Origin of the sequence: Psychrobacter immobilis (assembly GCF_904846285.1) — a bacterium.
GTDB lineage: Bacteria > Pseudomonadota > Gammaproteobacteria > Pseudomonadales > Moraxellaceae > Psychrobacter > Psychrobacter immobilis_D.
Genome location: NZ_CAJHAD010000007.1, coordinates 16,021 through 40,440, shown reverse-complemented (window position 1 = coordinate 40,440; position 24,420 = coordinate 16,021). Strand labels below are relative to the sequence as shown.

The following is a 24,420-nucleotide window of genomic DNA, read 5'->3' as shown; positions in this document are numbered from 1 at the left end:
TGACTAAGATAAACTTATTATTACTGTGTTTGCTAAGATTTGGCTGTAACAAAAATAGGGCGTAACGTGTGGTTATAACATTTACTCATCAAACAGGTTATAAGATTTAAAAATCTTATAATGCGGTAACTATTTTGAGATTTGTTTTTTCATGCGGTATCGATTTATTTATTACTGGCGTAAGCACGTATCTATTACAAATAATAAGCCTCTTTTATAGATGCACTCGCATCTTGTCACTGTCTATCGATAAAATCCTGTCACAACGCTGACCTGACATATATTGCTGTGTTTGAGTGGCTTGCTGTCTTATAAAGCAGCGTTGCTTAAATATAGTGGGCACACATTCTTGATATGGATAAGGATTCGTATTTATTTTAAGAGCCAGACAACTCTGTGCAAATACCGTTGTTTTCTCTTATGAATGAACGCCAATTCCTACCACAAAAAAAGGTGATGACAGTGACGCAAACCACGCAAAGTCCAAATATGACTGGACATACCCAAACGGGCAATGCCGCCAAAAATTTTGAAGAGAAGCAACAACGCCTTGCTGAAGGTAGCGCCGAGCCTGTAATGCTATCTGGCGCTGAGATGCTGGTGCAATCACTCACAGATGAAGGGGTCAAATATATTTTTGGCTACCCAGGCGGCGCTGTTCTGCATATTTATGACGCCTTGTTTCAACAAGAAAATATCGAGCATATCTTAGTACGTCATGAGCAAGCAGCCGGTCATATGGCCGATGCTTATTCGCGAGTCACGGGTCAGACTGGTGTGGTCTTAGCGACGTCAGGCCCTGGTGCCACCAATACGGTGACAGCTATTGCCACAGCATTTATGGATTCTGTGCCGATGGTCGTCATCGCAGGCCAGGTACCTAGCAGCCTAATCGGTGAAGATGCTTTCCAAGAAACCGATATGATTGGTGTGTCGCGTCCTATCGTCAAGCATAGTTTTCAAGTACGCCATGCTAGCGAAATTCCAATGATTGTTAAAAAAGCATTTTATATTGCGCAGGCTGGACGTCCAGGTCCTGTTGTAATCGATGTGCCAAAAGATATGACGGCGCCTAGCGAAAAATTTGCTTATGAATACCCAAAAGAGGTGTTTATACGCTCGTATCAGCCGTCATTAAAAGGTCATAGTGGTCAAATCAAAAAAGCGGTTGAAACACTACTTGCTGCTAAGCGCCCGATTATTTACTCTGGCGGCGGTGTTGTTTTAGGCAATGCACATAAGGAGCTGACTGATCTTGCGCATCGCTTAAACTTACCCGTAACCAACACCTTAATGGGCTTGGGTGCGTTTCCTGGTTCTGATAGCCAGTTCTTGGGTATGCTTGGTATGCATGGCACCTATGAAGCCAATATGACCATGCATCACGCCGACGTAATCTTGGCAATTGGGGCACGGTTTGATGACCGCGTGACCAACAATGTGAAAAAATTCTGTCCGAATGCGACGATTATTCATATTGATATTGATCCTACCTCCATTTCAAAAACGATTAATGCGCATATTCCGATTGTAGGCGATGTTAAATCTGTGCTTACCGATATCATAGAAATTGTCGGTGAAGATAAAGAGCTAGAGCAACATGCATTGTTAGATTGGTGGTCACAGATTAATGAGTGGCGTAAGCGTCATGGCCTACGTTATGACACTAGTACCGATAATGGCATTAAGCCACAAGCGGTCGTACAAGCCTTAGATAAAGTGACTAATAGCAACGCGATTATCACCAGTGATGTCGGTCAGCATCAGATGTTTGCCGCGCTTTACTATACTTATAATGAGCCGCGCCAATGGCTAAACTCAGGTGGTCTTGGTACCATGGGCGTCGGCCTGCCATACGCAATGGCAGCAAAACTTGCTAATCCTGAGCGCGATGTGGTTTGTATTACTGGTGAAGGCTCTATTCAGATGAATATCCAAGAACTCTCAACCTGCTTGCAATATGATTTGCCAGTTAAAATCCTAAACCTAAATAACGCTCAGTTAGGTATGGTGAAGCAGTGGCAAGATATGTTGTATGAAGGCCGTCACGCCCATTCTTATATGAATTCATTACCAGATTTTGTCAAATTGGCTGAAAGCTATGGTCACGTCGGTATGAAGATTACTGATCCTGCAACTATGGAAGCACAGTTGGCGGAAGCTATGGCAATGAAGGATAAGTTGGTATTTATCGACGTTTATGTCGATCGTAACGAGCATGTGTATCCGATGCAGATCGCTGGGCAAGCGATGCGTGATATGTGGTTAACCAAAGGGGAGCGTACCTAATGCAACAACAACATCTGATTTCGGTATTGATGGAAAACGAAGCGGGTTCGTTGTCGCGAGTGGTCGGTTTGTTCTCTCAACGTGGCTACAACATTGAAACGCTAAACGTTGCACCAACAGATGATCCGAGTATTTCTCGCTTAACGTTAACAACGATTACCTCACCTGAAAAGATAGAGCAAATCACCAAGCAATTGCATAAATTGATTGAAGTGGTTAAAGTGCTTAATCTATCAGATACCGTACACGTCGAACGCGAACTGATGCTAATCAAAGTGCGAGCGACAGGCGGAGTACGTGAAGAGATTAAACGCAGTGCCGATATTTTCCGTGCACAAATCGTTGATGTGAATTCAAACCTTTATACCATTCAAATCGTCGGTGACGAAGCCAAGCTTGACGGCTTTATCGATGTGATTGGCCGTGAACGTATCATGGAAGTCGTGCGTTCGGGTGTGATTGGTATTGCACGCGGCGAAAAAACGCTGAGCTTATAGGCAGCGTTTATCGCAAAATATATGGTTTAAAGCGTGGTATTTTAAATTTAATTATTCAACACTTAGCATAACGCTTATATAGCAAATCACTTTACGATAGTGACTGTAATCTAAGCGTTTATTTATCCATGGCCAGCCATGATTTAGGAAAAGGACTCTATTTATGAACGTTTATTATGATAAAGACTGTGATTTATCAATTATCCAAGGCAAAAAAGTTGCGATTATTGGTTACGGTTCACAAGGCCATGCACACGCGCTTAACCTGCAAGATTCAGACGTCGATGTGACCGTTGGTCTACGTGCCAACTCTGGTTCATGGAAAAAAGCGGAAAACGCTGGTCTAAAAGTTGCTGAAGTAGAAGAAGCGGTAAAAGCTGCTGACGTCATCATGATTTTGACGCCTGACGAATTCCAAAAAGAGCTATATCAAAACGAGATTGAGCCAAATATCAAACAAGGTGCAACGCTAGCTTTTGCTCATGGTTTTGCGATTCATTACAACCAAGTCGTTCCACGTAGCGATCTTGACGTTATTATGGTTGCGCCTAAAGCACCAGGTCATACTGTACGCTCAGAATTTACTAAAGGCGGCGGTATTCCAGATTTGATCGCTATCTACCAAGATGCATCAGGTCAAGCTAAGCAGTTAGCCTTATCTTATGCTGCGGGTGTTGGTGGTGGTCGTTCAGGTATCATCGAAACCACGTTTAAAGATGAAACTGAAACTGACCTTTTTGGTGAGCAAGCAGTTCTTTGTGGTGGCGCTGTCGAGCTAGTAAAAATGGGCTTTGAGACCCTAACAGAAGCAGGCTATGCCCCAGAAATGGCTTACTTTGAGTGTTTACATGAGCTAAAGCTTATCGTAGATCTGATGTATGAAGGCGGTATCGCTGACATGAACTACTCAATCAGTAACAACGCTGAATACGGCGAATATGTGACTGGTCCTGAAGTTATCAATGAGCAATCACGTGAAGCCATGCGTAATGCACTAAAACGCATCCAATCTGGTGAATATGCAAAAATGTTTATCTCTGAAGGCGCAACCAACTATCCATCAATGACCGCACGTCGTCGTAACAACGCAGAGCATCAAATCGAAGTGACTGGCGCTAAATTGCGCGGCATGATGCCTTGGATTGGTGGCAACAAAATCATCGATAAAGACAAAAACTAATTTGCTAGAAGGCGATTAAGCGATTAATCAACTGTCTATCATTTTAATCATCTAGAATCCAAAACCCGTGCTGTCACTTGATAGCACGGGTTTTTTAATGGCTATCATTTCAATAAGCTAAGTAAGGTTTTCATGTCAATTGCTTTGAGATTGGTTGAAAACGTATAATCGCTACCTCATATAGACAGCCTTCATCATTTTTACTTAAAGCGTTATTTCGTTTATTGCTCCATTTAAGCAACTGTTAGTAGAACCAATCGGCTACTAAATCTTAAAGTGATTGTTTTTCTTATTCTTATTTTTTATTGATTACAGGTTGTCTGTTGTGCAAATACCAAATCCAAACTGGCTAACGCCGCAATTCGCATATATTACTCTGAGTGCTGTCGTGGCTGTACTAATATGGATAGAAGGGGAGATGCTCAAAAGCAATCAGGGTAAACTGCCAAAGTCCAAATTTTTTCAAATTAGCTCCCTAATTGATACCGCTTGGTTTTTTGTATCAACAGTGGCGTTATACCTCATTGATCTAGCGCCATTAGCGCTCGCAGTTCCAGTCGCTTATAGCATTTATACCATCTATGGTTGGATATACGGCACACGGCTACTCAAACGTAAAGGCATACCCAACTCACCCAAAGACTTGGTCGTTCCCGCTAAGTACATCGCTTATAGCCAATCGTTTTCCTTGATATTTTTTGCTCTATGCCTACTGGTATTATCGTCACCATGGCTACCGTTACCGCAATAGATATCTAGCTAAACCGTCAATTCATTGAATTTATCGCTTAGAAAAATATCATTAGTGTTCGTTATATCTTGCTAAGTAAATAAAAATAGTCATATAAATCAATATTTTAGATAAAATAGCGATATGCTAATCATTACCTTTACATAAGAAGTGAATTATTTACAAAAAAAAGTAATTTAATCTGTTGCCGTTGAGAAAAGCTGTTATAATCAGCCTGTACTCAAAGGATTTGAGGCAAGAACAGATAGTATATCTTATAGATATATCAAGGGTTTAAGTCGACGCATTCAGCAGAAAATACTTGAGTATATATCAATTAATCGGTGATGACACACGTCTCGCCAACAGTTAAAGAGTTAGGAAAATTTATGTCAGATAAAGTTGAAGGCACTGTAAAGTGGTTTAATGAAGCTAAAGGTTTTGGTTTTATCGCGCAAGATAACGGCGGACAAGACGTATTCGCTCACTACAGCGCTATCCAAGGCGGTGGTTTCAAAACTCTAGCCGAAGGCCAAAAAGTGTCTTTCATCTTAGGTGATGGCAAGAAAGGCCCACAAGCTGAGCAAATCGAAGCTATCTAATCTAATTTGTTATTAAGTAAGCTGATTTCAGCAAGCCTAATAATAGTAAGATTAATCAATATGCATTGATACCTTTGTTTGTTAAAACAATAAAAATACTGTTTAGACTTTAAAAAGAAGCAACCTCTCATCAGGTTGCTTTTTTTATACAATTTTTCTAATAAAACAGACCAAATATTTAAGGCTATGAAGCTTATCGTCATTAAGGTTGCAAATAGAATGGTAGGTTTTCAATATAATGACAGCTTTAAGTAAGGGATAGCCGACTAGCAGTTAGTCTACAAAAGGCGGAAAGCGTGATAAATATTGTACTGGTTAAAGCCTTTAATAAGATAAATGGTTAATTAATGCGCTTATAGACGCTTTTTGCAATAATGGTGACAAATTTATGACGCATTATTCACGGCGTTGTCTTGACCTTATGAGCCTGCTCACGCAAGATAGATAGGTCTGATAATAACGGTTGGCTTAGCTTTAACAGCAAATTTTAATGCTTTACTCTTAAATTTCTATTTTTAGTAAATGCAAAGTAATGAGTAACAAATATCATGGTGATATACTTTTAGTGATTGGCTTATGAGTGTTTATTTAAAATTTCTGTTAATGTAATAAAAAGCTTTAGTAATATTTTGAACGACAATTTGAACAACAGTTTAAAAAAATGAACCCTTGGTTCTTAACTGGCAATTTTAATTCATAACATTAATAAACGAGGAACGTATGAAAGCATTAGTAGCGGTCAAGCGTGTCATTGATTACAACGTAAAAGTTCGTGTAAAAGCTGATAACTCTGGCGTAGATTTATCTAACACTAAAATGTCAATCAACCCTTTTGATGAAATTGCTGTTGAAGAAGCGGTTCGTCTCAAAGAAGCGGGCGTGATTGATGAAATCATTGTGGCATCGATTGGTCCAAAAGAATCACAAGAGCAAATTCGTGCCGCTTTAGCATTGGGCGCTGATCGTGGTATTTTGGTCGTGTCTGATCAAAAACCTTATCCATTACAAATTGCTAAAATACTCAAGAGCATTGCTGAATCTGAGTCCACTGATATCATCCTTTTGGGCAAGCAAGCGATTGATGATGACAATAACCAAACTGGTCAGATGCTAGCCGCATTGATGGGCATTGGTCAGGGTACGTTCGCGTCAGAAGTAAAAGTTGACGGTAGTAAAGTAAACGTCACACGTGAAATTGACGGTGGTTTGCAGACCCTAGCGCTTGAGCTACCAGCGGTTATCACCACTGACTTACGTTTAAATGAGCCACGTTACGCTAAATTGCCTAATATCATGAAAGCTAAAAAGAAACAGCTTGATGAGAAAACGCCTGCTGATTTCGGTGTTGATATGACATCTAAGCAAGAAATTATCAAAGTCGTACCACCTGCTGAGCGTAAAGCTGGCATCAAAGTGGGTTCAGTTGACGAGTTGATCGATAAGCTAAGAAATGAAGCAAAAGTTATTTAATGATTGAATAATTTGCTACGGCATATCATGTACAACGTTGTGAAGTTTGAGTAGTTTAGTATTTAAGCTAAATCGATAAATAACGCTGTACACAAACAACCGCATGAATAGATGATACGAATAAATAAAGGACAAAAACAATGGCAATTTTGGTATATGCAGAACATGACAATGCCAGTCTAAAAAAGGCAACTTTGAACACAATCGCTGCTGCTCAGCAAATCGGCGGTGATGTGCATGTATTGGTCGCTGGTAGTGGCGCACAAGCGGTCGCTGATGAAGCGGCTAAAGCGGCAGGCGTGACTAAAGTATTATTAGCAGATAACGCCGCTTATGAGCATCAATTGGCTGGTAACGTTGCGTTATTGGTTGCTGATATTGCTGGTGATTATAGCCATATCATTGCACCTGCTACCACCACTGGTAAGAACTTTATGCCACGTGCAGCGGCTTTACTTGACGTAAGCATGTTGTCAGAAATCTCTGCTGTGATAGATGCACAAACGTTTGAGCGTCCTATCTATGCAGGTAACGCCACGGCAACCGTCAAGACTACAGAAGATAAAGTCGTCATGACAGTACGTACGACAGCGTTTGATCCAGTAGCAAGTGAAGGCGGTTCAGCGACTGTTGAAGCTATCGACAACGTGCAAGAGACTGGTAAAGCAAGCTTCGTTAATGAAGAGATGGCCAAATCTGACCGTCCTGAATTGACATCAGCAAGCATCGTTGTTTCTGGTGGTCGTGCATTGGCAAATGGTGAAAACTTCACTAAATACATTGAGCCACTAGCTGACAAGCTAGGCGCTGCTGTTGGTGCATCACGTGCCGCTGTGGATGCAGGCTATGTACCAAACGATATGCAGGTTGGTCAAACGGGTAAAATCGTTGCTCCAGACCTATATATCGCAGCTGGTATCTCTGGTGCCATTCAGCATTTAGCTGGTATGAAAGATTCTAAAGTCATCGTTGCTATCAACAATGACCCAGAATCACCAATCGCTAGCGTTGCTGATTACTTCTTAGAAGCTGATCTGTTTGAAGCATTACCTGAGCTGACTAGCAAGATTTAATTGTTACCTCTTGCATAAGTAATGAAGCAAAAAAGACCCGCTATAAAAATAGCGGGTTTTTTTATGTCTATTCTGAAGTCTTATTGAAACATTTATTTATATTGTCTGAGGTTGCTATTTTATAGGATAATCTTCTATAGTAGACTAAAGTAATATCTAGCTATTAAGTGATACGTTTTTTATAAATGATATTATCATTATGGCGCTATATGATTATCTATTTTGAATAAACGGAATCAAGAATCTAGGTCAAATACAGTTTTTTAATGATAAAAATTTATTTTATAAGCTTATCAATATGCTAATTAATTTTTTAAATAGTTAGGAGGAAAGGATGAATGTAGCAATGGATTTTACAGAACAGTTACCTAAAGAATGGGATGATTGGATTACGACAAATATTATGCGGGGTATTTCAAAAGAGGTAATTATACAGACATTAAAAGACAATAATTTTTCAGATACTCAAATTCAAATAGCTTTGAAGAAAGGTTTAAATAGAGATACAAATGAAAGTATACAAAATATTAGGAAACTGCCAAACAATTTGAAAGAATGGGTGGGTTTAAATTTACTACAAGGAGTGAGTAAAGATAATATCGCCCAAGTATTATTGCAACAAGGTTATACTCATGCAGAGGTTTTACTAGAACTAGAAACCGCATCTAAAAGCCCTTATTTGAAAGCCGGACTTAAACCTACTAAAATTTTAAATAAACGAGAATGGCTTCTTCAGACCTGCGACGATCTAGCTAGATTGGATCCCGGATACAATCAAAAAATTGATGTCATCGATACGCCAGCGTTTGAAACCTTTATTAGAGATTATTATAGCAAGCACAAACCTGTGGTACTAAAAAATGGTATTAATCATTGGCCTGCCCTCAAAAAGTGGAGTCCACAGTATTTTGCTGATACTTTAGGGGAGGTAGAAGTTCAGATTCAATTTAATCGTGAAAGTGATATTTTATTTGAACGCAATTCTAATAAACATCGCAAGTCCATGCGTATGGCTGAGTTTGTCGATATGATTGAAAATCATGGTGATAGTAATGACTATTATATGACAGCTAATAATACCCAACAAAATGTCGATGCCATTAAACCGGCGTTTGAAGATATTGGTGACTTCGGTGACGGTTATCGGAAGCTAACCGACGACCCCTCTTTTAGTACATATTTTTGGATGGGCCCCAAAGGTGTTTTTACACCTTTACATCATGATTTAACCAATAACATGCTAGTTCAAGTTTATGGAACTAAGAAAGTTACTTTGATTCCAGCTTGGCAAGTGCCTTGGCTCTATAATGACTTGCACGTGTATAGTGAAGTAGATTTTCCTAATTTCGATCTAAAAAAGCACCCATTAATGCAGCATGTAACGCCAGTTGAAGTCAATATTGAAGCTGGTGATGCATTATTTATTCCTATTGGATGGTGGCATTGTGTTAATGGACTAGAAAAATCTATTAGCATCAGTTTTACTAATTTCAATGCACCGAATAACTATTCTGCGAGCTTCATGGAAGCACAAGGTTAATGCGTTTATAGAGTTAAACAAATAAGCCTTAAATAAAAATGACTGAATAAATACAATTATTTATTTAGTCATTTTTTTTAATAGATTCTACATATATGACAGTAAGTTTTAAGAGTAGCTTCTTTGGCGCAACGTCTCATACAAGCACAATGAGCCTGCAATCGCTACATTCAAGCTTTCTTGCCCATTAGGCTGCGGTAGAGCGATAGGGGTGGCACACTGTATCAACTCATCACAAACGCCTTGCCCTTCATGTCCCATAATCCAAGCAATAGGTTGCTTTAAATCATGCTGATAAATGACTGTATCGGTATGCGAGCTGGTCGCAAATAGCGGCGTTTGTACATAATCCAAAATATCTTGCACACTTAGATCTTCATAAATGGTTAGGGCAAACTGTGCGCCCATACCTGCTCTAAGCGTCTTTGGTGACCATGCTTGCGCGGTACCACTGGTACAGAGGATATTGCGTATGCCAACTGCGGCGGCAGTGCGCAACAGCGTGCCAACATTCCCATTGTCTTGTACATCATTAAGAATCAGACAGTCATCACTGATTGCCGCTAAGCTCGGCACTGGTATAGTAATCAGCGCCATAATGTCGATACCGGTACCCAAGCTACGAATACTCTCATACAGTACATCGGACAAAGTCAAAATAGGCGTGTAGGTTGGCAGTCGAGTCAAAATCTGCTGAACCTCAGGATGCTGATGCGCTGAGTCTGCAAGCAGTATTTGCACGAACGGATAATCGCTACGCAAAGCCGCATCGATTAAGTGCACACCTTCGATTACAGTTTGACCTTGCTTTTTGCGTTGGCGCGCTTGCGTCAATAAGCCTTTGACAAGCTTAACGGTCGTGTTTTTATCTGAAGTAATAAGCTCGGTGGGATTTGCTACCATAATGGTTCGCTTAGAAAAATATAGAAAGTTTGAACCGTCATTATAAGGACTATCAATATAGGGTATATCGATTATATTGCTTTGTAATGACGGTTAGCAGATTGGCTCGACCGAATTATTTATCAGTGTAATTTACATGTAAATTCTTAGCATACTCGACTTCATTTTTGCTACCAAGTACCACAGGCACACGTTGGTGAATATCAGTTGGTGCTATATCCAAGATACGATTGACTGCGTCAGTAGCTGCGCCGCCAGCACGCTCAATCAACAAGCTCATGGGATTGGCCTCATACATGAGGCGTAACTTGCCCGCTTTATTAGCATATTTTGTATCAAATGGATAAGTGAAAAGCCCGCCACGGCAAAGAATACGATGTACATCGCCGACCATCGCCGCCACCCAGCGGGTATTGAAATCACGACCACGCACACCAGTTTTGCCAGCGATGAGTTCGTCGATATACTGCTGCATCGGCGCGCGCCAGTAGCGATAGTTTGACGCATTGATAGCGTATTCGCTGGTATCAGCATCGATGGTTACATTTTCTTCTATCAGCACATACTCATTGGTATCAGGGTCTAAGCTAAACATCACGACATTATCGGCGATGGTCAGCGCCAATACCGTAGAGGTACCATATAATAAATAACCGGCGGCTAACTGTTGATTACCAGCTTGTAAGAAGTCGCTATTTTTACTGATTTGACCTTGGCGTTGGTACGGTAAAATAGAGAAGATAGTACCGACGGCCATATTAATATCGATATTTGATGAGCCATCAAGTGGGTCAAACAATACCAATAAACTGCCATCGGCATTAGCAGGGGTGGCATCATCGAGCTCTTCTGAAGCGACGCCCGCACAATGGCTGTTTTTTGCCAACGCATCTAATAATAAATCATTAGCCAATACGTCGAGTTTTTTCTGTTCTTCACCTTGAACATTTTGATTGCCAGCTTCACCTAAGATATCTGCCAAAGCGCCTTTTCTCAATAACTGCGAGATGGTCTTACCGACATTAGTCACGGTAGTAATCACGTCATTAAGTGCAGGGTTGCTGGCATGAGCGTCTAGATAGTTTGCTAAGGTTGTCATAAGGGTTCCTGATAAAAGCTATTAAAATGAATGTTTTTAAAATTAAGGCAAGTGAGGGTAAAGAGTATATAAAGGCTTGAGAAATCTTTTAGGTCACACTTAATGGCATGAAATCTGGTAAATTTTTAAATACCCCGCAAGGCATCTTTGTCCTGACCACAAAATCAGCTACACTAGCGCTATTATTATTTATTTATCGTTTGGCTAAGCGGATTTCTAATGGTGATTTTGACAAGTCTACGGTTATTGCCCAAGATGACAAAGACGTCTGTTTTTGCGGCGCTATGTCTGTCATTGCCATAGGTGCAAATTGTAGCAAATAAGTGCTGAAATGTCCTTGTCTCCGTGCTTATCGACCATAAATCGCCAGAAAACGCATCAATGATGCTTAGCAAATCATATAAACCAACAATAAAGACCTGCCATTATGCCAAATTCTACCGATAACCGCTCAACCCAGACAGTCTCGCCAACGGATTATGCTAAATTCGACCCTGATACCATTCATGAGAAACTTGATGCGTCGTTGAGTCGTCCGCAGCTGAATGCTGATGGTAGCATTCGCCATTTTTTGGGTGTGGAAGGTCTTAATAAAGCGCAGTTACAAGCAATTATTGCCAAAGCAGAGACATTCTTTGATGAAAACGGGCAGCTGATTAACCGTCCTGAGCTTGAAGGCTATACGGTGATGAATTTGTTTTTTGAACCATCGACGCGTACCCGTACCACTTTTGAAGTCGCCGAAAAGCGTCTCGGTGCCAATGTGCTCAATATCGATATCGAGCGCTCTAGTACCAAAAAAGGTGAAAGCTTGCGCGATACCTTGTGGAATCTACAAGCGATGACGGCAGATATCTTTGTGGTACGGCATTCAGCGTCGGGCGCAGCACATTTCATGGCCACAGAAGTAACACCAGATATTGCCATTATTAATGGCGGTGATGGCTGGCATGCGCATCCAACGCAAGGGATGCTTGATATGCTGACCATTCACCGTGAAGCGCCGCGCCCATTTGAAGAGTTGTCAGTGGCTATCGTCGGTGATATTAAGCATTCACGTGTTGCACGCTCAGATATCAGTGCGCTACAAACCTTGGGTGTAAAAGACATCCGCGTCTGCGCGCCGCGTACTTTGTTACCGAAAGGTATTGAGCGTTTCGGCGTACAAGTCTATGAAGATATGAATGACTGTGTCACGGACTGTGATGTCATTATGGGATTAAGAATACAAAACGAGCGTATTGGCTCGCCGCTGCTGGCATCATCGAGTGAATATTATAAACACTATGGTATTACACTAGAGCGCATGGCATTGGCTAAGCCTGATGCCTTGGTGATGCATCCAGGGCCGATGAACCGCGGTGTTGAGATTGCCTCAAGCGTCGCCGATGGTGTGCAATCTGTGATTTTAAAGCAGGTAAATAACGGTATCGCTATTCGTATGGCTGTGTTGTCACTGGCAATGGAAGGTCAGCGCGCTCATCAAGCAGCAAGTAAGTAAATCTCTGCCACGCTGCTTTATATTTATTTATCCCATTTTATTGATACGGTAATAACGCTCATGACCACTATGTTAAATACGGATGCACCAATAATTAACCATCTTCCTCAAGCATTTAAAGACTCATTACCAAATGCTGCAACAGATAAATTAGCTGCAGTTGCAGCGGGCCGTGAAATGTGGCTGCTACCGCCATTAGTTGATTTATGCGCGCGCCTACGTGAGCCGGGGCAACAACAACACGGCACTTTAGAGTCAGAAGGGCGCGCTGCCCGTGGCAATGGTTTTTTGCATGTGGTGATTCCGCCTGATACCAATCCTATTTTAGAAAACGGCTCGCTGTTAAAAGGTTTACGCGAGCGTGCGCTTGATGATGGCGGTATTTATTTGCATATTTTAGGTGCGTTGACAGAAGGACTTCGAGGAGAGAATCCATCCAATATTGCTGGTCTTAAAAAAGGCGGCTGTATTGCGGTCTCTAATGCACGTCGCCCTTTTCGCAATGACTTAGTGTTACTGCGTACCTTGGAATACGCTGCTACTTTTAATATGAAAGTATTCTTTTATCCTGACGAGCCAAGTCTATCTGGTGATGGGGTGGCACATGAAGGCTATATCGCGTCATATCACGGTCTGCAAGGGATTCCTTGGATTGCTGAGACAGTTGCATTATCAACGCAGCTATTAATGGTAGAAGAAACGGGTATCGCGGCGCATTTTAGCCAGTTATCTTGTAAGTCTTCGATTGAGCTGATGCGCTGGGCGAAAGACAAAGGTTTGCCGGTGACTTGTGATGTGGCGATGCATCAGCTTTATTTAACCGATGATAATCTAAAGGGCTTTAATGCCCAAGCTTATGTACTACCACCGCTGCGTAGTAATACCGATCAGCAAGCTATCCGCCGTGGTTTAAAAGACGGCACTATTGATGCCATTTGCAGTCACCATGAGCCGCTAAATAGTACCGCTAAAAAGGCACCGTTTGCTGAAAGTACGCCCGGTATCTCGAACTTTGATACGTTTATGGCGCTGGCGTGTCAGCTAGTACGTGATGAGGTATTAACGCTTGAGCAACTGGTCGATAAAATCTGCCTTAATCCGGCAAAAATCGCAGGTATTAGCGAGCAGTATGAAAGTATCGGCGGCGCCGTGTTGGTCGACCCTAATATTGAGTGGCAAGTGACCACAGAATCCATGCTGTCAAATGGTAAAAATACGCCATTCTTCAATGAGCAGTTGCAAGGGCGTGTGGTGGAGACTTTCTTTGGCTAATTTGCCTAGGCAGGATGATAATCTGCAACCATCCTCCAAGGATAACGACCAAGATTTAACCAGCCAGCAGCATAGACCGCTCAGTGGCGCTAGTACCTCTAGCGAATCTATTAAAGCGGTCGCAATATATGAAGTGGTCAAAGGCGTCGGTGCGTTATTAGGGGCGGCAGCTCTATGGTCATGGCATACTGACCTTGAGCATTGGCTAACGACAGCGACCGCTTCTTGGCAACAGACCTTTGGGCAGCTACTGGCACCGCAAGTTGATAGTGCAGTACGCATAGCCCAGCAGGCAAGTAAAAATTGGCCAGTATTCTTGTTAATCATTTTTGCTTATGCCAGTTTGCGCTTTCTTGAAGCCTATGGTTTGTGGCAAGACAAAACCTGGGCCTATTGGTTTGGCGTATTAGGTTACGGGATATTTATTCCTATTGAGATTTACTATCTGTTTGCTAGCCCATTTGACTGGTTTAAACTTGCCATCTTAGTATCAAATATTATTATAGTCATCGTGGTTTATCGCAATATGAAGCGCAAGGGTTTGATATAACTAGGCTGTTATACAAACGAATCAACGAGTTCAATAGACCTAAAAAAGCCAGTATAAGATATTATCTTATACTGGCTTTTCTTTTACTAAAACGACTAAATCAAAACTATTTAAAGGCTATATCTCTGCGACTTTCTCATCCGTACGGATGGTTCTAGCCACTTTACCGACGCTCAAACCTTGTACTAAGATAGAGAATATCACCACCGCATAAGTCAGCGCCAATAAAATATCGCGCTCGCTGCCTGCCGGTAGCTGCAATACCAAAGCAACCGAAATACCACCACGTAATCCGCCCCATGTCAGAACTTTCCATGCGCCTGTCGGCAAATCAAGCTGACGATGAAAGGTTTTGGTCGTCATGCCAACCACAATAAATCGTGCCAGTAGGGCAATAATAATTGTCAAACCAGCGGCTATAAATAAATTACCCGAATAAGCAATCATTACTACTTCAAGACCAATCAACACAAATAAAATAGCGTTGAGGATCTCATCAATTAATTCCCAAAATAAATCAATATAATGACGCGTCTTATCGCTCATTGCCAATGCCCGTCCGCGATTACCCACCATTAATCCCATCATCACCATCGCAAGTGGCCCTGATAAATGCCAATGGCTGGCGAGTGCATAGCCGCCTATCACGCCTGCCAACGTTAATAAAACTTCTTCTTGGTAGCTGTCGATGCTTTTAAGCATGTAATACAAAATTGCCCCGAGTACCAGACCAAAGATAATACCGCCACCAGCTTCAACGGCTAATGTATGGGCGACATAATTTGCCGTTGGAATATCGCCGCTCGATAAAATACCAAGCAGCAGTACGAAAATAACCACGCCAATACCATCATTAAATAATGACTCACCGGCGATGACGGTTTCAATACTTTTTGGCGCGCCAGCCGATGCCAAAATACCCATCACGGCAATCGGATCAGTTGGCGATATCAAAGCGCCAAATAATAAGCACCACAAAAACGGCAGCCCAAAACCAAAGAGCGGCAGCATAAAGTATAGGGCAGCGGCAATTAATAGCGCCGATACGATTGTGCCAATACAGGCAAGGATACCAATAGGTAATTTATAACGTTTTAAATCGCCAATATTGACATGTAACGCGCCAGCAAAGAGCAACATAGACAGCATGCCGTCTAATAAGACTTCGGTAAAATCAAGCTGCTCCAATAAACTTACTTCGTAATCAATCAGCTGATCAAAACCTAAAAAGCCCAAAAATATCGCACCGATAGATAATAAAATGGAGATAACCATCACGCCAATAGTCGTTGGTAGGCCGATAAAGCGATGATTCACATAAGTTAATAAGGCAGTAATCGATAAAAAAATAGCGCTGATTTCTAATACGGTCAAGCTGCTGGTAGGGGCCATAAAAAGGTCTCAAATAATGATAGAAAATCGTCCCAATTTTAGGACTTAGAAAGGTTAACGGGTTTTTATTTTAGTTATTTTTGCGTTGGCTTGCCAGTTATGAATAGCACACTTGTTTTTAGTAATAAAGCCTGTTTTAGATATTACCTTGATTGTGTTTGTAGTGCTTGATGAATGTGAGCATCAAACTTAGGGACATAAGCAAAGTATTGATGTTGGGCGTCTTTTTCAAGGATAAATTGTTTGGCTTGTCGGCACATGGCGATTAAGTCATCGACCAATTCTTGATAGCTGAGATTGTCTTGTCCCGCACGTTCAATCAATGTCAGCTCATGCAATAGCGTTTGCTGCTGAGCATTATTAACTTTAGCGTAATTAAGATCTACCAATGCCTGACAAAGCGCCTTTAATACCATTAAGTCTGCGGTTGCGTAACGCCGTATCTCGCCAAGCGATGTATCAATGAAGTCGGATATTTTGGGGGTATGAGTCACGACGGCTAATATGGCGACGCGTGGTTTATTGCCTACGCTTTCAACAATGCTGCTGTCTGAGTTTGCTTTATATGGGGTCGGTTGATGTGACCTTGATTGATTTAATAACTTCGACTTATCTGGGCTTGATAGATAGAAGTGATAGGGACTGGGTGGCTGACGACGCATCATAATACTTAAACAAGTGGTCAAAGACTGAACACAATTGACCGCTGTTTTTGGATCATTGATACCCGGTGATAGGGCGCGTACCGCAATCTCAGTCATTTGTCCTAAGCTATAAGCGATATCGTTGGAGTGGCTTAAGCGTTGCTCAATACGTATACAGCTAGCAAAGCGCTGCCAGAACAACCCATTAGGCGCACGTGGGACGATAGCAAGCTTTGGTGTGTTGGTTTGATGGCGATTGTCTGAATGGGCGGCTGGACGCTTATAAAAATAGCCAATAATATTTCTATCAGTGACAAAATCACCAAGATTTGCATTAATATGCACCATGCCGCCATAATCTTGGGTCAGGGTGATAAGAGACTCAAGGTAGATTTGCTGAATATAACCTGAGCTTGGTGGATAAATCGGCGTGGCAGGCCAAGTATGGAATTGTTCGACATCATGATGCTCAACGTCACGTTGATGCTCTATATCGCAGCGGTCTTTATACCAATAGTGAATGTTTTTAATCGCCTCATTACTTGCGCCTTGAATCACATGCGATGCCTGAATCGCATGCACCATATGCTGCACAAAATAAACCAATAATAAAGCGCAAATAATCGCCATGATAATGGCAAAGGTCACCGCCAATTGCGGCACCCCAAAACCAACATCATATTTATGAATCGCTTTTAACACCAATAAACTATAGCTAAAGGTGCCAATAAACGCACCTAAGACAAACTGATTGGGCGTATCTGTCAAAAAATTATGTAGCAATCGGGGGCCAAATTGTGAAGATGCCATCGACAACACGGCAATCGTAATCGAAAAGGTGGTACCGGCAACACCTAGTACGGCGCCAGCAATGGTGGTCATAATAGCGCGAGCGGCATCATCATCACCCGTAAAAGCAAAGGTAAGTTCTCTAACCGTTTTGCGGTCGAAATGTTCATCAATGGTGACCAATAAAGGTGCCAGTAAAATACCTACTACTACGCAAGCGGTTGGAATAAACCAATAAGAGCCAATAAGCTGTTGCCATAGATTTCTTAGGCGATCAGGTAAATCGGTCAGCGTCTGTAGCGACCAGAGCTGGGTCAATTGCTTTAGCCTGTGCATGATTATGAGCAATGCCGATTTAAGCCAGCCATTTTTAGGGTGTTTGTCCAATATTATATGCTCCAAAAACGACCTAAAAACCTACCTTGTTAATAATCCCACTATTATTAACAAGGTAGGGATTCTATTTGGCTAATAAAATCTCTTAAAAGTAAATTACCTTACCATATAAGCCATAAAAATTTAGTAAAAAAATAAGCCCCTATGATAGGAGCTTATTTTTAACGTTATGAATCTTATGTGCTTTCTATTAACTGACTAGATCATTAATCCAAGTACTTATCGCGGCGCTTACTTTCTCTAATACTGACGGATCTTCTATGCTATCGACGCTTAATGACTGCACTTGTCTACTAGCCATAGCTATTGGTTGCTTTTGCATACTCTCCACAATCAAGGGTAGATTTTTACCAGCTGACGATAATATTAAACTTGGGTTCTGAGTTAACATCGTCCATCTCTGATTACCACCATTGTTACAACCATAACGAATTAAGCGCGCCCGATTATTATTTAAATAACCATTTTCTAAGTCAAAGCACTGATTACCTTGTTTGATGGCGTTGGTTGTTACATCCATTTGCCAAACTTGCGCGCTTGCTTGGTCGTTACAAGGGGCTAGATTAATGACATTACCGCCTTGAGGTATTAGGCATTGATCTATCGCCATTTTACTATGGATTCTACCTTTTGTATCTTGAATCCATTGCTCAGAATCGTCTCCTGTGCAAGCACTTGACCCGCTGATAAAGGCATTTGGCTTACCATCTTCCAATGTTTCAACTTTAAGACAGTTTTTACCATTCATGAGTGGGCTGACGTTTGCTAAAGGCTTGTCATCCTGTAAATCTAGCTCTTTGACAAATTTCTGAAAGGCAGTGATTACTTCAGGCCCGCTCTCGACTAAATCATTACGATAAACATTGACCCAACGATTTAAGCGCTGCATCGTTTGTTGTTGCTGCTCATAACGCTCTAACGCTTGGAATGCTTGCTGGCTGAACTCTTGACGTAGCTCATTACGATCATCTTTATAAGAGTTGTATATTAATTCACCATTAGCGTCCAAACTAATAGTCGGGTTTGCAGCTTGGGCGATAAGTTGTTGCTCTAATACTGGTAATTCGATTTTTCTTAATGCGCTAAAACCATTTCCTTTACCAAAGGTAACGGCTGGTTTGATAGTATCGCTATATTGGCTAATAGTCGTTGAAGATAATAATACCTGCGCTTCGTTGGCCTTTTTACAGTAAAGATCGATCTTGCTAGGGTTTTCAGAAATCGCTAGGTTGACATGAAATTTATTAGCATTGCTATTGCCATTCATTCGATTAGGTGCCAAAGCAATATTATTAACCATGTTGTTACTATAAGTAACCGTTAACCAGCAGCTAGCGACGTCAGTTGCCGTATTCGCCGCAGGCAAATCAAAAACGTTACCCCAGTTACCGCGTGCTTCTGGATAAATAATACCCTTTTGCTCGACAGGATCATAACCACCTAAAATAGTATAGACAGGCACGCCCTGCAACCGCGGTCTTAAATAGTTTCCATCTGCACTGTTGTACCAAACGTTAGTGGATTTTGGCACTTTTGGTTGCGCAGCTTGCATCTTTCTAAGGCTAGCATCCCACTTTTTGTAACCAGTCGCTGAATCACTGGCAAACATATAACGATCGAATGCTGGTTGGATCTTGGTTTTCGTACTATAACCGGTGTAATGGGTATAACGTGAAATATCACTGTTATTAGAGCCACCAGACATGGCGTCACGACCATAGCCATATTGGGCTAAGAAAGTAGGTGAGTCCTCAGTACCGGCACCGACATCTTTTCGCCACCATTCAAAGTTACCTCGCATTCTATTTCTAAGTGGCATAAAACCCCAACCACTATCTGCATGGTGTTCTGACCAGAACTTTTTATCGTCAACTTTACCCGGATAATGCCCTAATCCATAATGATGGCCAATTTCATGACTAAACTCATTACCGACCGAATCAATCAAAGTCAGCATGCCATTACCACCGCTTAAGCCATGGTTGAATATACCGTTGGCGTATTTGCCACGGGCATGGTGTGCATTGACATTTTGGGTAAGTTGCGGCTGCTCTTGGCTTAGCATCGATGCGCTGGTGACGCCCCAGTTCGCCAGATTAATACCAACACCAAAGGTTGATTTACCCGTGTTTTCGCGCATATCACCGCTATAAACGTCACCAGTTGAAGCACTACCTGAAGCCACATCATAGATAGTACCATTCGCGACCATCACTCGATCAAGCACGACGTCATCATATTTAGCGACAGTCATTTGTGCTGCTGGGATGGTCTGGAAATAATCTGCACCAGCCTTTTCTGGCTGTAGCAGCATATAATGACCATTGTTATTTACAGTCACTGGACTCAAAAGACCAAGACGAATATTGGTTAATACCAGCTCGCCTGGAGCCGCAAAGTCTATTTTATTTTCTGATAGTTCACCGCTACGATTTTTTTCATCGACAATGCGAATTTTGAGACCAGCTTGTACTTCATCCCAGTTCAATCTTGTTGACCAAGCACGCTTACTATAGGCAACACGTGGTCTATCATCGCTATTTGTTTGGTCAGAAAGTGGAAGATGAGTCGGGTCATCCAAATTAACCTTGCGTAATATAAATCCGTCTTTGTAAATTTCAGCAACCAATTGATCGACTGCCCCCATCTCAAGCGTAGGGGTTACCAATAAAAGAGCTTCTTTCTCTGCTGTTAGGCGCGGCATGTTTTTTGCTTCGTTGCCTTGAGGATCTACCGTATGATTTTGCCCAAATTGAATCATGGCTTGGAAAGAGCCCAGTAAATCAGAACGGATTTCTCGCGTCTCACCCACACCGTTATAGTCAAAGAAACCCAATAGATAATAATCAGCAATGTCTTTTTTTGGTTCTGGATATTTTATAGGCGTACTTGGCTCAAGCGGTGTTAGCGGCACGCTTGGTTTTATAGGTGTGGCTGGCACAAGTGGCGTAGCAGGAATACTGGTTACTGGTGGATTGATAGGCGTACTTGGCTCAAGCGGTGTTAGCGGCACGCTTGGTTTTATAGGTGTGGCTGGCACAAGTGGCGTAGCAGGAATACTGGTTACTGGTGGCTTGATAGGCGTACTTGGCTCAAGCGGTGTGGCAGGAATACTCGTTCCAGGTGTAGTAACAGGTGGGTTTACTATTGGAGGAGGAGTGTCACTGCCTTCACCACAAGCAGAAAGCATGATGGAAATAATGCCAATGCTTAATGCTTTAGTTTGAAATGCCCTTATATTTTTCAAGTAAACCCCCTTATTAGTATAATTTGGGGAGTAATATAACAACTATGTTATTAATTTGTACGACATTTGTTCTATACATTAGTATAATTTTGCATTCCTAATGCTATTGCAAAAATATAGTTATTAATAGCTCTATTTGCTATATCAGAAATTATCTATCATTTCGCTGTTGGATTATCCGCTTCAGTAATGATATCGCCTCTATTGGTAGCAAGTTTACTCTCAGCATTGACTTTATCATCGCCTATGTCTTTAGGAATGATAATTTCATTATTGCGCTCATCGCATTCTATATCGCTGTCTTTGTCATAAGCGACCGGATCAAAGCGCGGCGTGTCGTTATCACTGCCTTTATTTTCTTTAGATAAATGGCTAGGCGTAGCGGCGCTCGATTTTCTAAAGATTTTAGAGCGATCTTTTTTAGCTAAATCGGCTTCATTTTCCGCTGATTTTTTACGTGGTTCACTGTGAGCAAAGATAGCATTTAGCGGCACATTTAATTGCTGTTTGGCATAGGCTTCGGTGTTCTCAAAGCGATTGACCAATAAGCTTAGCCAAGGCTTTTGATCCTTTGGATTCATCTCATCAAGCTCATCTTTGATAGGCAATGGATAAGGCAAAGTGCGATAAAAGTCCCACAAGGTCATTTTGCTCAAATCCTTTTTCAGCACATAATCTTCTTCTTCCGTCATGGTGATTAAATTGCTGTCTTGCAGATATTTAAGATAGGTATACCATTTTGGCAGCTCTTTGCGCCCCAATACATTGCGTAGCGCCTGTTCACTGACTGCCTCGCCTTTTAAATGATGGGTATAAACGAGATTTAACATATCGAGTAAACTTAAGAGCGGATGGCGTGGATAGACTTCTTCGGTCTCGAAAATAGTCAAGGTATAACTAATCTCAACGCCCAACAAAATCAAATTCCAAGACAGGTATATCCATAATAAGAAAATTGGCAGCGCCGCAAACGCACCATAAATGACTTCATAGCTGGTAAAGTTTGCCATCACGGTACCAAAAAGATTTTTCATTAGCTCAAAGATAATCGCGACAAATACACCGGCAATAGCGGCGTTTTTTGCAGGGACACGGGCTTTTGGAATGAACCAATACATACTGATAAAACCAGCGACCGTAATACCAAAGGAGACGACTTGTACCCAAAATGACCAGTCGATGCCATAACCTGCAATTTGTCGGTTTAAAAAACTTAGGCTTTGTACGGCACTTGAGGCAAGAAATGCGGTACCCAACACTAACGGCCCCAACGTGACGATGGTCCAATAGCGCAACATACTTTTCATACCGCCAGAGCGATTTTCTACCCGCCAGATTTGGTTAAAAGCACGCTCAATGGTGGTCAAAGTCATGATGGTGGTAAAGACTAAAACCATCGCGCCAATAATAGTCAGGTTTGATGATTGCTCAGCAAAGGTATTGATATATTTACTGACCTGTAAGCTCGACTGGGGCAGCAAGTTGCTATATACCACCTCATAAATCTGCGCTCTGACGGAAGCCAAGGCTGGAACTGAGGATAGAATCATCAAAAGCACGGTTAATATAGGCACAATGGATAATAAAGTCGTGTAGGTGAGTGACGCAGCTTTTTGTTGGCAGTCGTCTTCAAAAAAATGCCGAGTGAGAAAACGCAGAAACTGAAACCAACGTTGGTGTAAAAAAGGGAGTTTTTTTAATAGATTTTCCATGACAACCATTTAGCAGGAATAAGAGTGCAAATAGTGTAGCAAAAATGGCCGTCCACAATCTGCCACTTAATTGTGTCAAAATGCATTAAGTAATCGTAAGTTTAAGGTTGTCTATACCATCTGTACAATTATAATGCTAAGTGCGCTTTGTTTGCATGTCAGTGAATGACTCGGGCATAATGTGTACATCAATTTATAATGCTTGTTGTCTGCTATATATAGCTGAAATAACACATATATCAAATAACAACATCAATATTTTTAGAAGGAAGTTTTGCTAATGAGTCAGACCGCCCCTTATGTTTTGGTGCTTTATTATTCAAATTATGGTACGACTAAGACATTAGCATATGCCATCGCCCAAGGTGTTGAAGACGCTGGTATGACGGCGCGTATTCGCACCGTGCCGACAGTTGCGCCTGAAACTACTGCAAGTAAGCCTGCCATTCCTGATGAAGGCGACCTTTATTGCACCATGGATGATTTAAAAGACTGTAGTGGCCTTGCGCTTGGTAGTCCGACGCACTTTGGTAATATGGCAGCGCCCATGAAGTATTTTTGGGACAATACTGTGACGCTATGGCTAGCCGGCAATCTACAAAACAAACCGGCAGCCGTATTTACCGCCACCGGTTCGATGCACGGCGGACAAGAAACGACATTGCTGACCATGATGATGCCGCTGTTGCATCATGGCATGATGATTGTGGGCGTCCCTTATGCTGAGCCTGCTCTAAATCGCACTCGTGGTGGTGGCTCGCCCTATGGTGCCAGTCATGTGAGCGGCGCTTTACATGATCAGCCTGTATCAGGGGATGAGCGCGAGCTGGCGATTGCCCAAGGGCGTCGCTTGGCGATTACGGCGTCTGCATTAGCCCAAGCCAATTGGAAGTGTTAATTGCCCTCATCCGTTGCTGCTTGTTGCTATCAATTAGGAAATAAACATCTCTCATGGCTACTAACCGCTCCAATCAGGACAGTAAAATAAAAACGCCAGCAGAAAACATACCTCAGGCTATTAATGCTGTGAAGGCGCAAAAACCGATAACACCTATCCGGCAGCGTTTGATGGTGACATGGTTGGTTTGGCTGGTTTTTAGATTATTGGCGCTGCCGATTTTAATCAGTATTTTTAATCCCAGTAATCCAGATATTATCGGCGGTATTGCTTGGCAAGGGCTATGGTTGGTACCAGCATTTGTCTTAACGCCATCGATACTACGCGGGCGTTCGCCTTATGCGCTATTGATAGATAGCATGTTTACTCTGGTTTATCTCGGGGCAAGTGGTGTAGTGCTATTCACTCGCATTTATGGCAGTAGTTGGGCTGAAATAGTCGTATATCTGCTTGATTTTGTTTTATTACTGGCAATTAACGTCTGGTTATTTATTCTACTAAAACGCCTACCGTCAATGAATAATGTCGTTAAGCAGCCACGTTCTCGCTAGATGAGTTTTGATATCCTGTATTGTTGTATCCGATATTTAACATAAAAAAGCGGCGCTCTAATATAGAGCGCCGCTTTTTTATGTT

The 24,420-nt window shown here is 41.9% G+C and carries 20 protein-coding genes; 14 read left to right on the top strand and 6 right to left on the bottom strand.

What is annotated here, in order from left to right:
* Positions 1-456 precede the first annotated feature (456 nt).
* The 8 genes from JMX13_RS05975 to JMX13_RS05940 all read left to right on the top strand — a co-directional run bounded on the left by JMX13_RS05975 (position 457) and on the right by JMX13_RS05940 (position 9,381).
* Positions 457-2,289, top strand: coding sequence for an acetolactate synthase 3 large subunit (locus JMX13_RS05975; protein WP_201611174.1), 1,833 nt, complete (start codon positions 457-459; stop codon positions 2,287-2,289).
* Positions 2,289-2,786 carry an acetolactate synthase small subunit gene (ilvN, locus tag JMX13_RS05970; RefSeq protein ID WP_201546375.1) on the top strand — a complete coding sequence of 166 codons (498 nt, stop codon included), beginning with the start codon at positions 2,289-2,291 and terminating at the stop codon, positions 2,784-2,786. Before JMX13_RS05975 ends, ilvN begins: the two co-directional genes overlap by 1 nt.
* 163 nt (positions 2,787-2,949) lie before the next feature.
* Positions 2,950-3,966: a ketol-acid reductoisomerase gene (gene ilvC / locus JMX13_RS05965; protein ID WP_201546376.1), complete on the top strand. Its 1,017-nt coding sequence runs from the start codon at positions 2,950-2,952 to the stop codon at positions 3,964-3,966.
* A 325-nt stretch (positions 3,967-4,291) separates the two neighbouring features.
* The gene (locus JMX13_RS05960; RefSeq protein WP_201610982.1) at positions 4,292-4,717 is read left to right on the top strand and encodes a hypothetical protein; all 426 of its coding nucleotides are present in this window, start codon (positions 4,292-4,294) and stop codon (positions 4,715-4,717) included.
* Positions 4,718-5,085: 368 nt separating this feature from the next.
* Positions 5,086-5,298 carry a cold-shock protein gene (locus tag JMX13_RS05955; RefSeq protein ID WP_010196799.1) on the top strand — a complete coding sequence of 71 codons (213 nt, stop codon included), beginning with the start codon at positions 5,086-5,088 and terminating at the stop codon, positions 5,296-5,298.
* Between the two features lie 720 nt (positions 5,299-6,018).
* The gene (locus tag JMX13_RS05950; RefSeq protein WP_201610980.1) at positions 6,019-6,768 is read left to right on the top strand and encodes an electron transfer flavoprotein subunit beta/FixA family protein; all 750 of its coding nucleotides are present in this window, start codon (positions 6,019-6,021) and stop codon (positions 6,766-6,768) included.
* A gap of 140 nt (positions 6,769-6,908) precedes the next feature.
* Positions 6,909-7,841 (top strand): electron transfer flavoprotein subunit alpha/FixB family protein, encoded by a 933-nt coding sequence (locus JMX13_RS05945; RefSeq protein ID WP_201610978.1) that lies wholly within the window; start codon positions 6,909-6,911, stop codon positions 7,839-7,841.
* A 334-nt stretch (positions 7,842-8,175) separates the two neighbouring features.
* Positions 8,176-9,381, top strand: coding sequence for a cupin-like domain-containing protein (locus JMX13_RS05940; protein WP_201610969.1), 1,206 nt, complete (start codon positions 8,176-8,178; stop codon positions 9,379-9,381).
* Between the two features lie 108 nt (positions 9,382-9,489).
* Here JMX13_RS05940 and JMX13_RS05935 read toward each other — a convergent pair whose 3' ends face one another.
* Both JMX13_RS05935 and JMX13_RS05930 read right to left on the bottom strand, forming a co-directional pair.
* Positions 9,490-10,284: a TrmH family RNA methyltransferase gene (locus tag JMX13_RS05935; RefSeq protein ID WP_201610961.1), complete on the bottom strand. Its 795-nt coding sequence runs from the start codon at positions 10,282-10,284 to the stop codon at positions 9,490-9,492.
* A 115-nt stretch (positions 10,285-10,399) separates the two neighbouring features.
* On the bottom strand, positions 10,400-11,383 hold the full coding sequence (locus JMX13_RS05930) for a class 1 fructose-bisphosphatase (RefSeq protein WP_201610959.1): 984 nt from the start codon (positions 11,381-11,383) through the stop codon (positions 10,400-10,402).
* Positions 11,384-11,490: 107 nt separating this feature from the next.
* Here JMX13_RS05930 and JMX13_RS05925 point away from each other — a divergent pair, with 107 nt between their 5' ends.
* The 4 genes from JMX13_RS05925 (at position 11,491) to JMX13_RS05910 (ending at position 14,706) form a co-directional block, all read left to right on the top strand.
* Positions 11,491-11,706, top strand: a complete 216-nt coding sequence (locus JMX13_RS05925) for a hypothetical protein (RefSeq protein ID WP_201610956.1) — start codon at positions 11,491-11,493, stop codon at positions 11,704-11,706.
* A gap of 104 nt (positions 11,707-11,810) precedes the next feature.
* A complete protein-coding gene (locus tag JMX13_RS05920) occupies positions 11,811-12,884 on the top strand; it encodes an aspartate carbamoyltransferase catalytic subunit (RefSeq protein WP_201610954.1) in 1,074 nt (357 codons plus the stop codon).
* A gap of 60 nt (positions 12,885-12,944) precedes the next feature.
* On the top strand, positions 12,945-14,156 hold the full coding sequence (locus JMX13_RS05915; RefSeq protein ID WP_201610952.1) for a dihydroorotase: 1,212 nt from the start codon (positions 12,945-12,947) through the stop codon (positions 14,154-14,156).
* The gene (locus JMX13_RS05910; protein ID WP_227686234.1) at positions 14,149-14,706 is read left to right on the top strand and encodes a DUF2127 domain-containing protein; all 558 of its coding nucleotides are present in this window, start codon (positions 14,149-14,151) and stop codon (positions 14,704-14,706) included. Before JMX13_RS05915 ends, JMX13_RS05910 begins: the two co-directional genes overlap by 8 nt.
* Positions 14,707-14,823: 117 nt before the next feature.
* Here JMX13_RS05910 and JMX13_RS05905 read toward each other — a convergent pair whose 3' ends face one another.
* The 4 genes from JMX13_RS05905 to JMX13_RS05890 form a co-directional block, all read right to left on the bottom strand.
* Entirely contained in the window at positions 14,824-16,098 is a 1,275-nt protein-coding gene (locus tag JMX13_RS05905) for a cation:proton antiporter (RefSeq protein ID WP_201610940.1), read from the bottom strand.
* A gap of 143 nt (positions 16,099-16,241) precedes the next feature.
* Entirely contained in the window at positions 16,242-17,867 is a 1,626-nt protein-coding gene (locus tag JMX13_RS05900; RefSeq protein WP_201611171.1) for a DUF2254 domain-containing protein, read from the bottom strand.
* 250 nt (positions 17,868-18,117) lie between these two features.
* Positions 18,118-21,117 carry a M66 family metalloprotease gene (locus JMX13_RS05895; protein ID WP_201611169.1) on the bottom strand — a complete coding sequence of 1,000 codons (3,000 nt, stop codon included), beginning with the start codon at positions 21,115-21,117 and terminating at the stop codon, positions 18,118-18,120.
* A gap of 215 nt (positions 21,118-21,332) precedes the next feature.
* Complete coding sequence (locus JMX13_RS05890) at positions 21,333-22,886, bottom strand: YihY family inner membrane protein (RefSeq protein WP_201610938.1); 1,554 nt, start codon at positions 22,884-22,886, stop codon at positions 21,333-21,335.
* A 280-nt stretch (positions 22,887-23,166) separates the two neighbouring features.
* Here JMX13_RS05890 and wrbA point away from each other — a divergent pair, with 280 nt between their 5' ends.
* Complete coding sequence (gene wrbA, locus JMX13_RS05885; protein WP_201610931.1) at positions 23,167-23,784, top strand: NAD(P)H:quinone oxidoreductase; 618 nt, start codon at positions 23,167-23,169, stop codon at positions 23,782-23,784.
* Positions 23,785-23,837: 53 nt separating this feature from the next.
* Positions 23,838-24,335 carry a hypothetical protein gene (locus JMX13_RS05880; protein WP_201610921.1) on the top strand — a complete coding sequence of 166 codons (498 nt, stop codon included), beginning with the start codon at positions 23,838-23,840 and terminating at the stop codon, positions 24,333-24,335.
* Positions 24,336-24,420 lie beyond the last annotated feature (85 nt).

Bases quoted from the DNA above. Each gene is read 5' to 3' on its own strand.
- JMX13_RS05975 (WP_201611174.1), top strand. From the start codon at position 457: ATGACAGTGACGCAAACCACGCAAAGTCCAAATATGACTGGACATACC.
- ilvN (WP_201546375.1), top strand. From the start codon at position 2,289: ATGCAACAACAACATCTGATTTCGGTATTGATGGAAAACGAAGCGGGT.
- ilvC (WP_201546376.1), top strand. From the start codon at position 2,950: ATGAACGTTTATTATGATAAAGACTGTGATTTATCAATTATCCAAGGC.
- JMX13_RS05955 (WP_010196799.1), top strand. From the start codon at position 5,086: ATGTCAGATAAAGTTGAAGGCACTGTAAAGTGGTTTAATGAAGCTAAA.
- JMX13_RS05950 (WP_201610980.1), top strand. From the start codon at position 6,019: ATGAAAGCATTAGTAGCGGTCAAGCGTGTCATTGATTACAACGTAAAA.
- JMX13_RS05945 (WP_201610978.1), top strand. From the start codon at position 6,909: ATGGCAATTTTGGTATATGCAGAACATGACAATGCCAGTCTAAAAAAG.
- JMX13_RS05940 (WP_201610969.1), top strand. From the start codon at position 8,176: ATGAATGTAGCAATGGATTTTACAGAACAGTTACCTAAAGAATGGGAT.
- JMX13_RS05935 (WP_201610961.1), bottom strand. From the start codon at position 10,284: ATGGTAGCAAATCCCACCGAGCTTATTACTTCAGATAAAAACACGACC.
- JMX13_RS05930 (WP_201610959.1), bottom strand. From the start codon at position 11,383: ATGACAACCTTAGCAAACTATCTAGACGCTCATGCCAGCAACCCTGCA.
- JMX13_RS05925 (WP_201610956.1), top strand. From the start codon at position 11,491: ATGAAATCTGGTAAATTTTTAAATACCCCGCAAGGCATCTTTGTCCTG.
- JMX13_RS05920 (WP_201610954.1), top strand. From the start codon at position 11,811: ATGCCAAATTCTACCGATAACCGCTCAACCCAGACAGTCTCGCCAACG.
- JMX13_RS05915 (WP_201610952.1), top strand. From the start codon at position 12,945: ATGACCACTATGTTAAATACGGATGCACCAATAATTAACCATCTTCCT.
- JMX13_RS05905 (WP_201610940.1), bottom strand. From the start codon at position 16,098: ATGGCCCCTACCAGCAGCTTGACCGTATTAGAAATCAGCGCTATTTTT.
- JMX13_RS05900 (WP_201611171.1), bottom strand. From the start codon at position 17,867: ATGCACAGGCTAAAGCAATTGACCCAGCTCTGGTCGCTACAGACGCTG.
- JMX13_RS05895 (WP_201611169.1), bottom strand. From the start codon at position 21,117: ATGCTTTCTGCTTGTGGTGAAGGCAGTGACACTCCTCCTCCAATAGTA.
- JMX13_RS05890 (WP_201610938.1), bottom strand. From the start codon at position 22,886: ATGGAAAATCTATTAAAAAAACTCCCTTTTTTACACCAACGTTGGTTT.
- wrbA (WP_201610931.1), top strand. From the start codon at position 23,167: ATGAGTCAGACCGCCCCTTATGTTTTGGTGCTTTATTATTCAAATTAT.
- JMX13_RS05880 (WP_201610921.1), top strand. From the start codon at position 23,838: ATGGCTACTAACCGCTCCAATCAGGACAGTAAAATAAAAACGCCAGCA.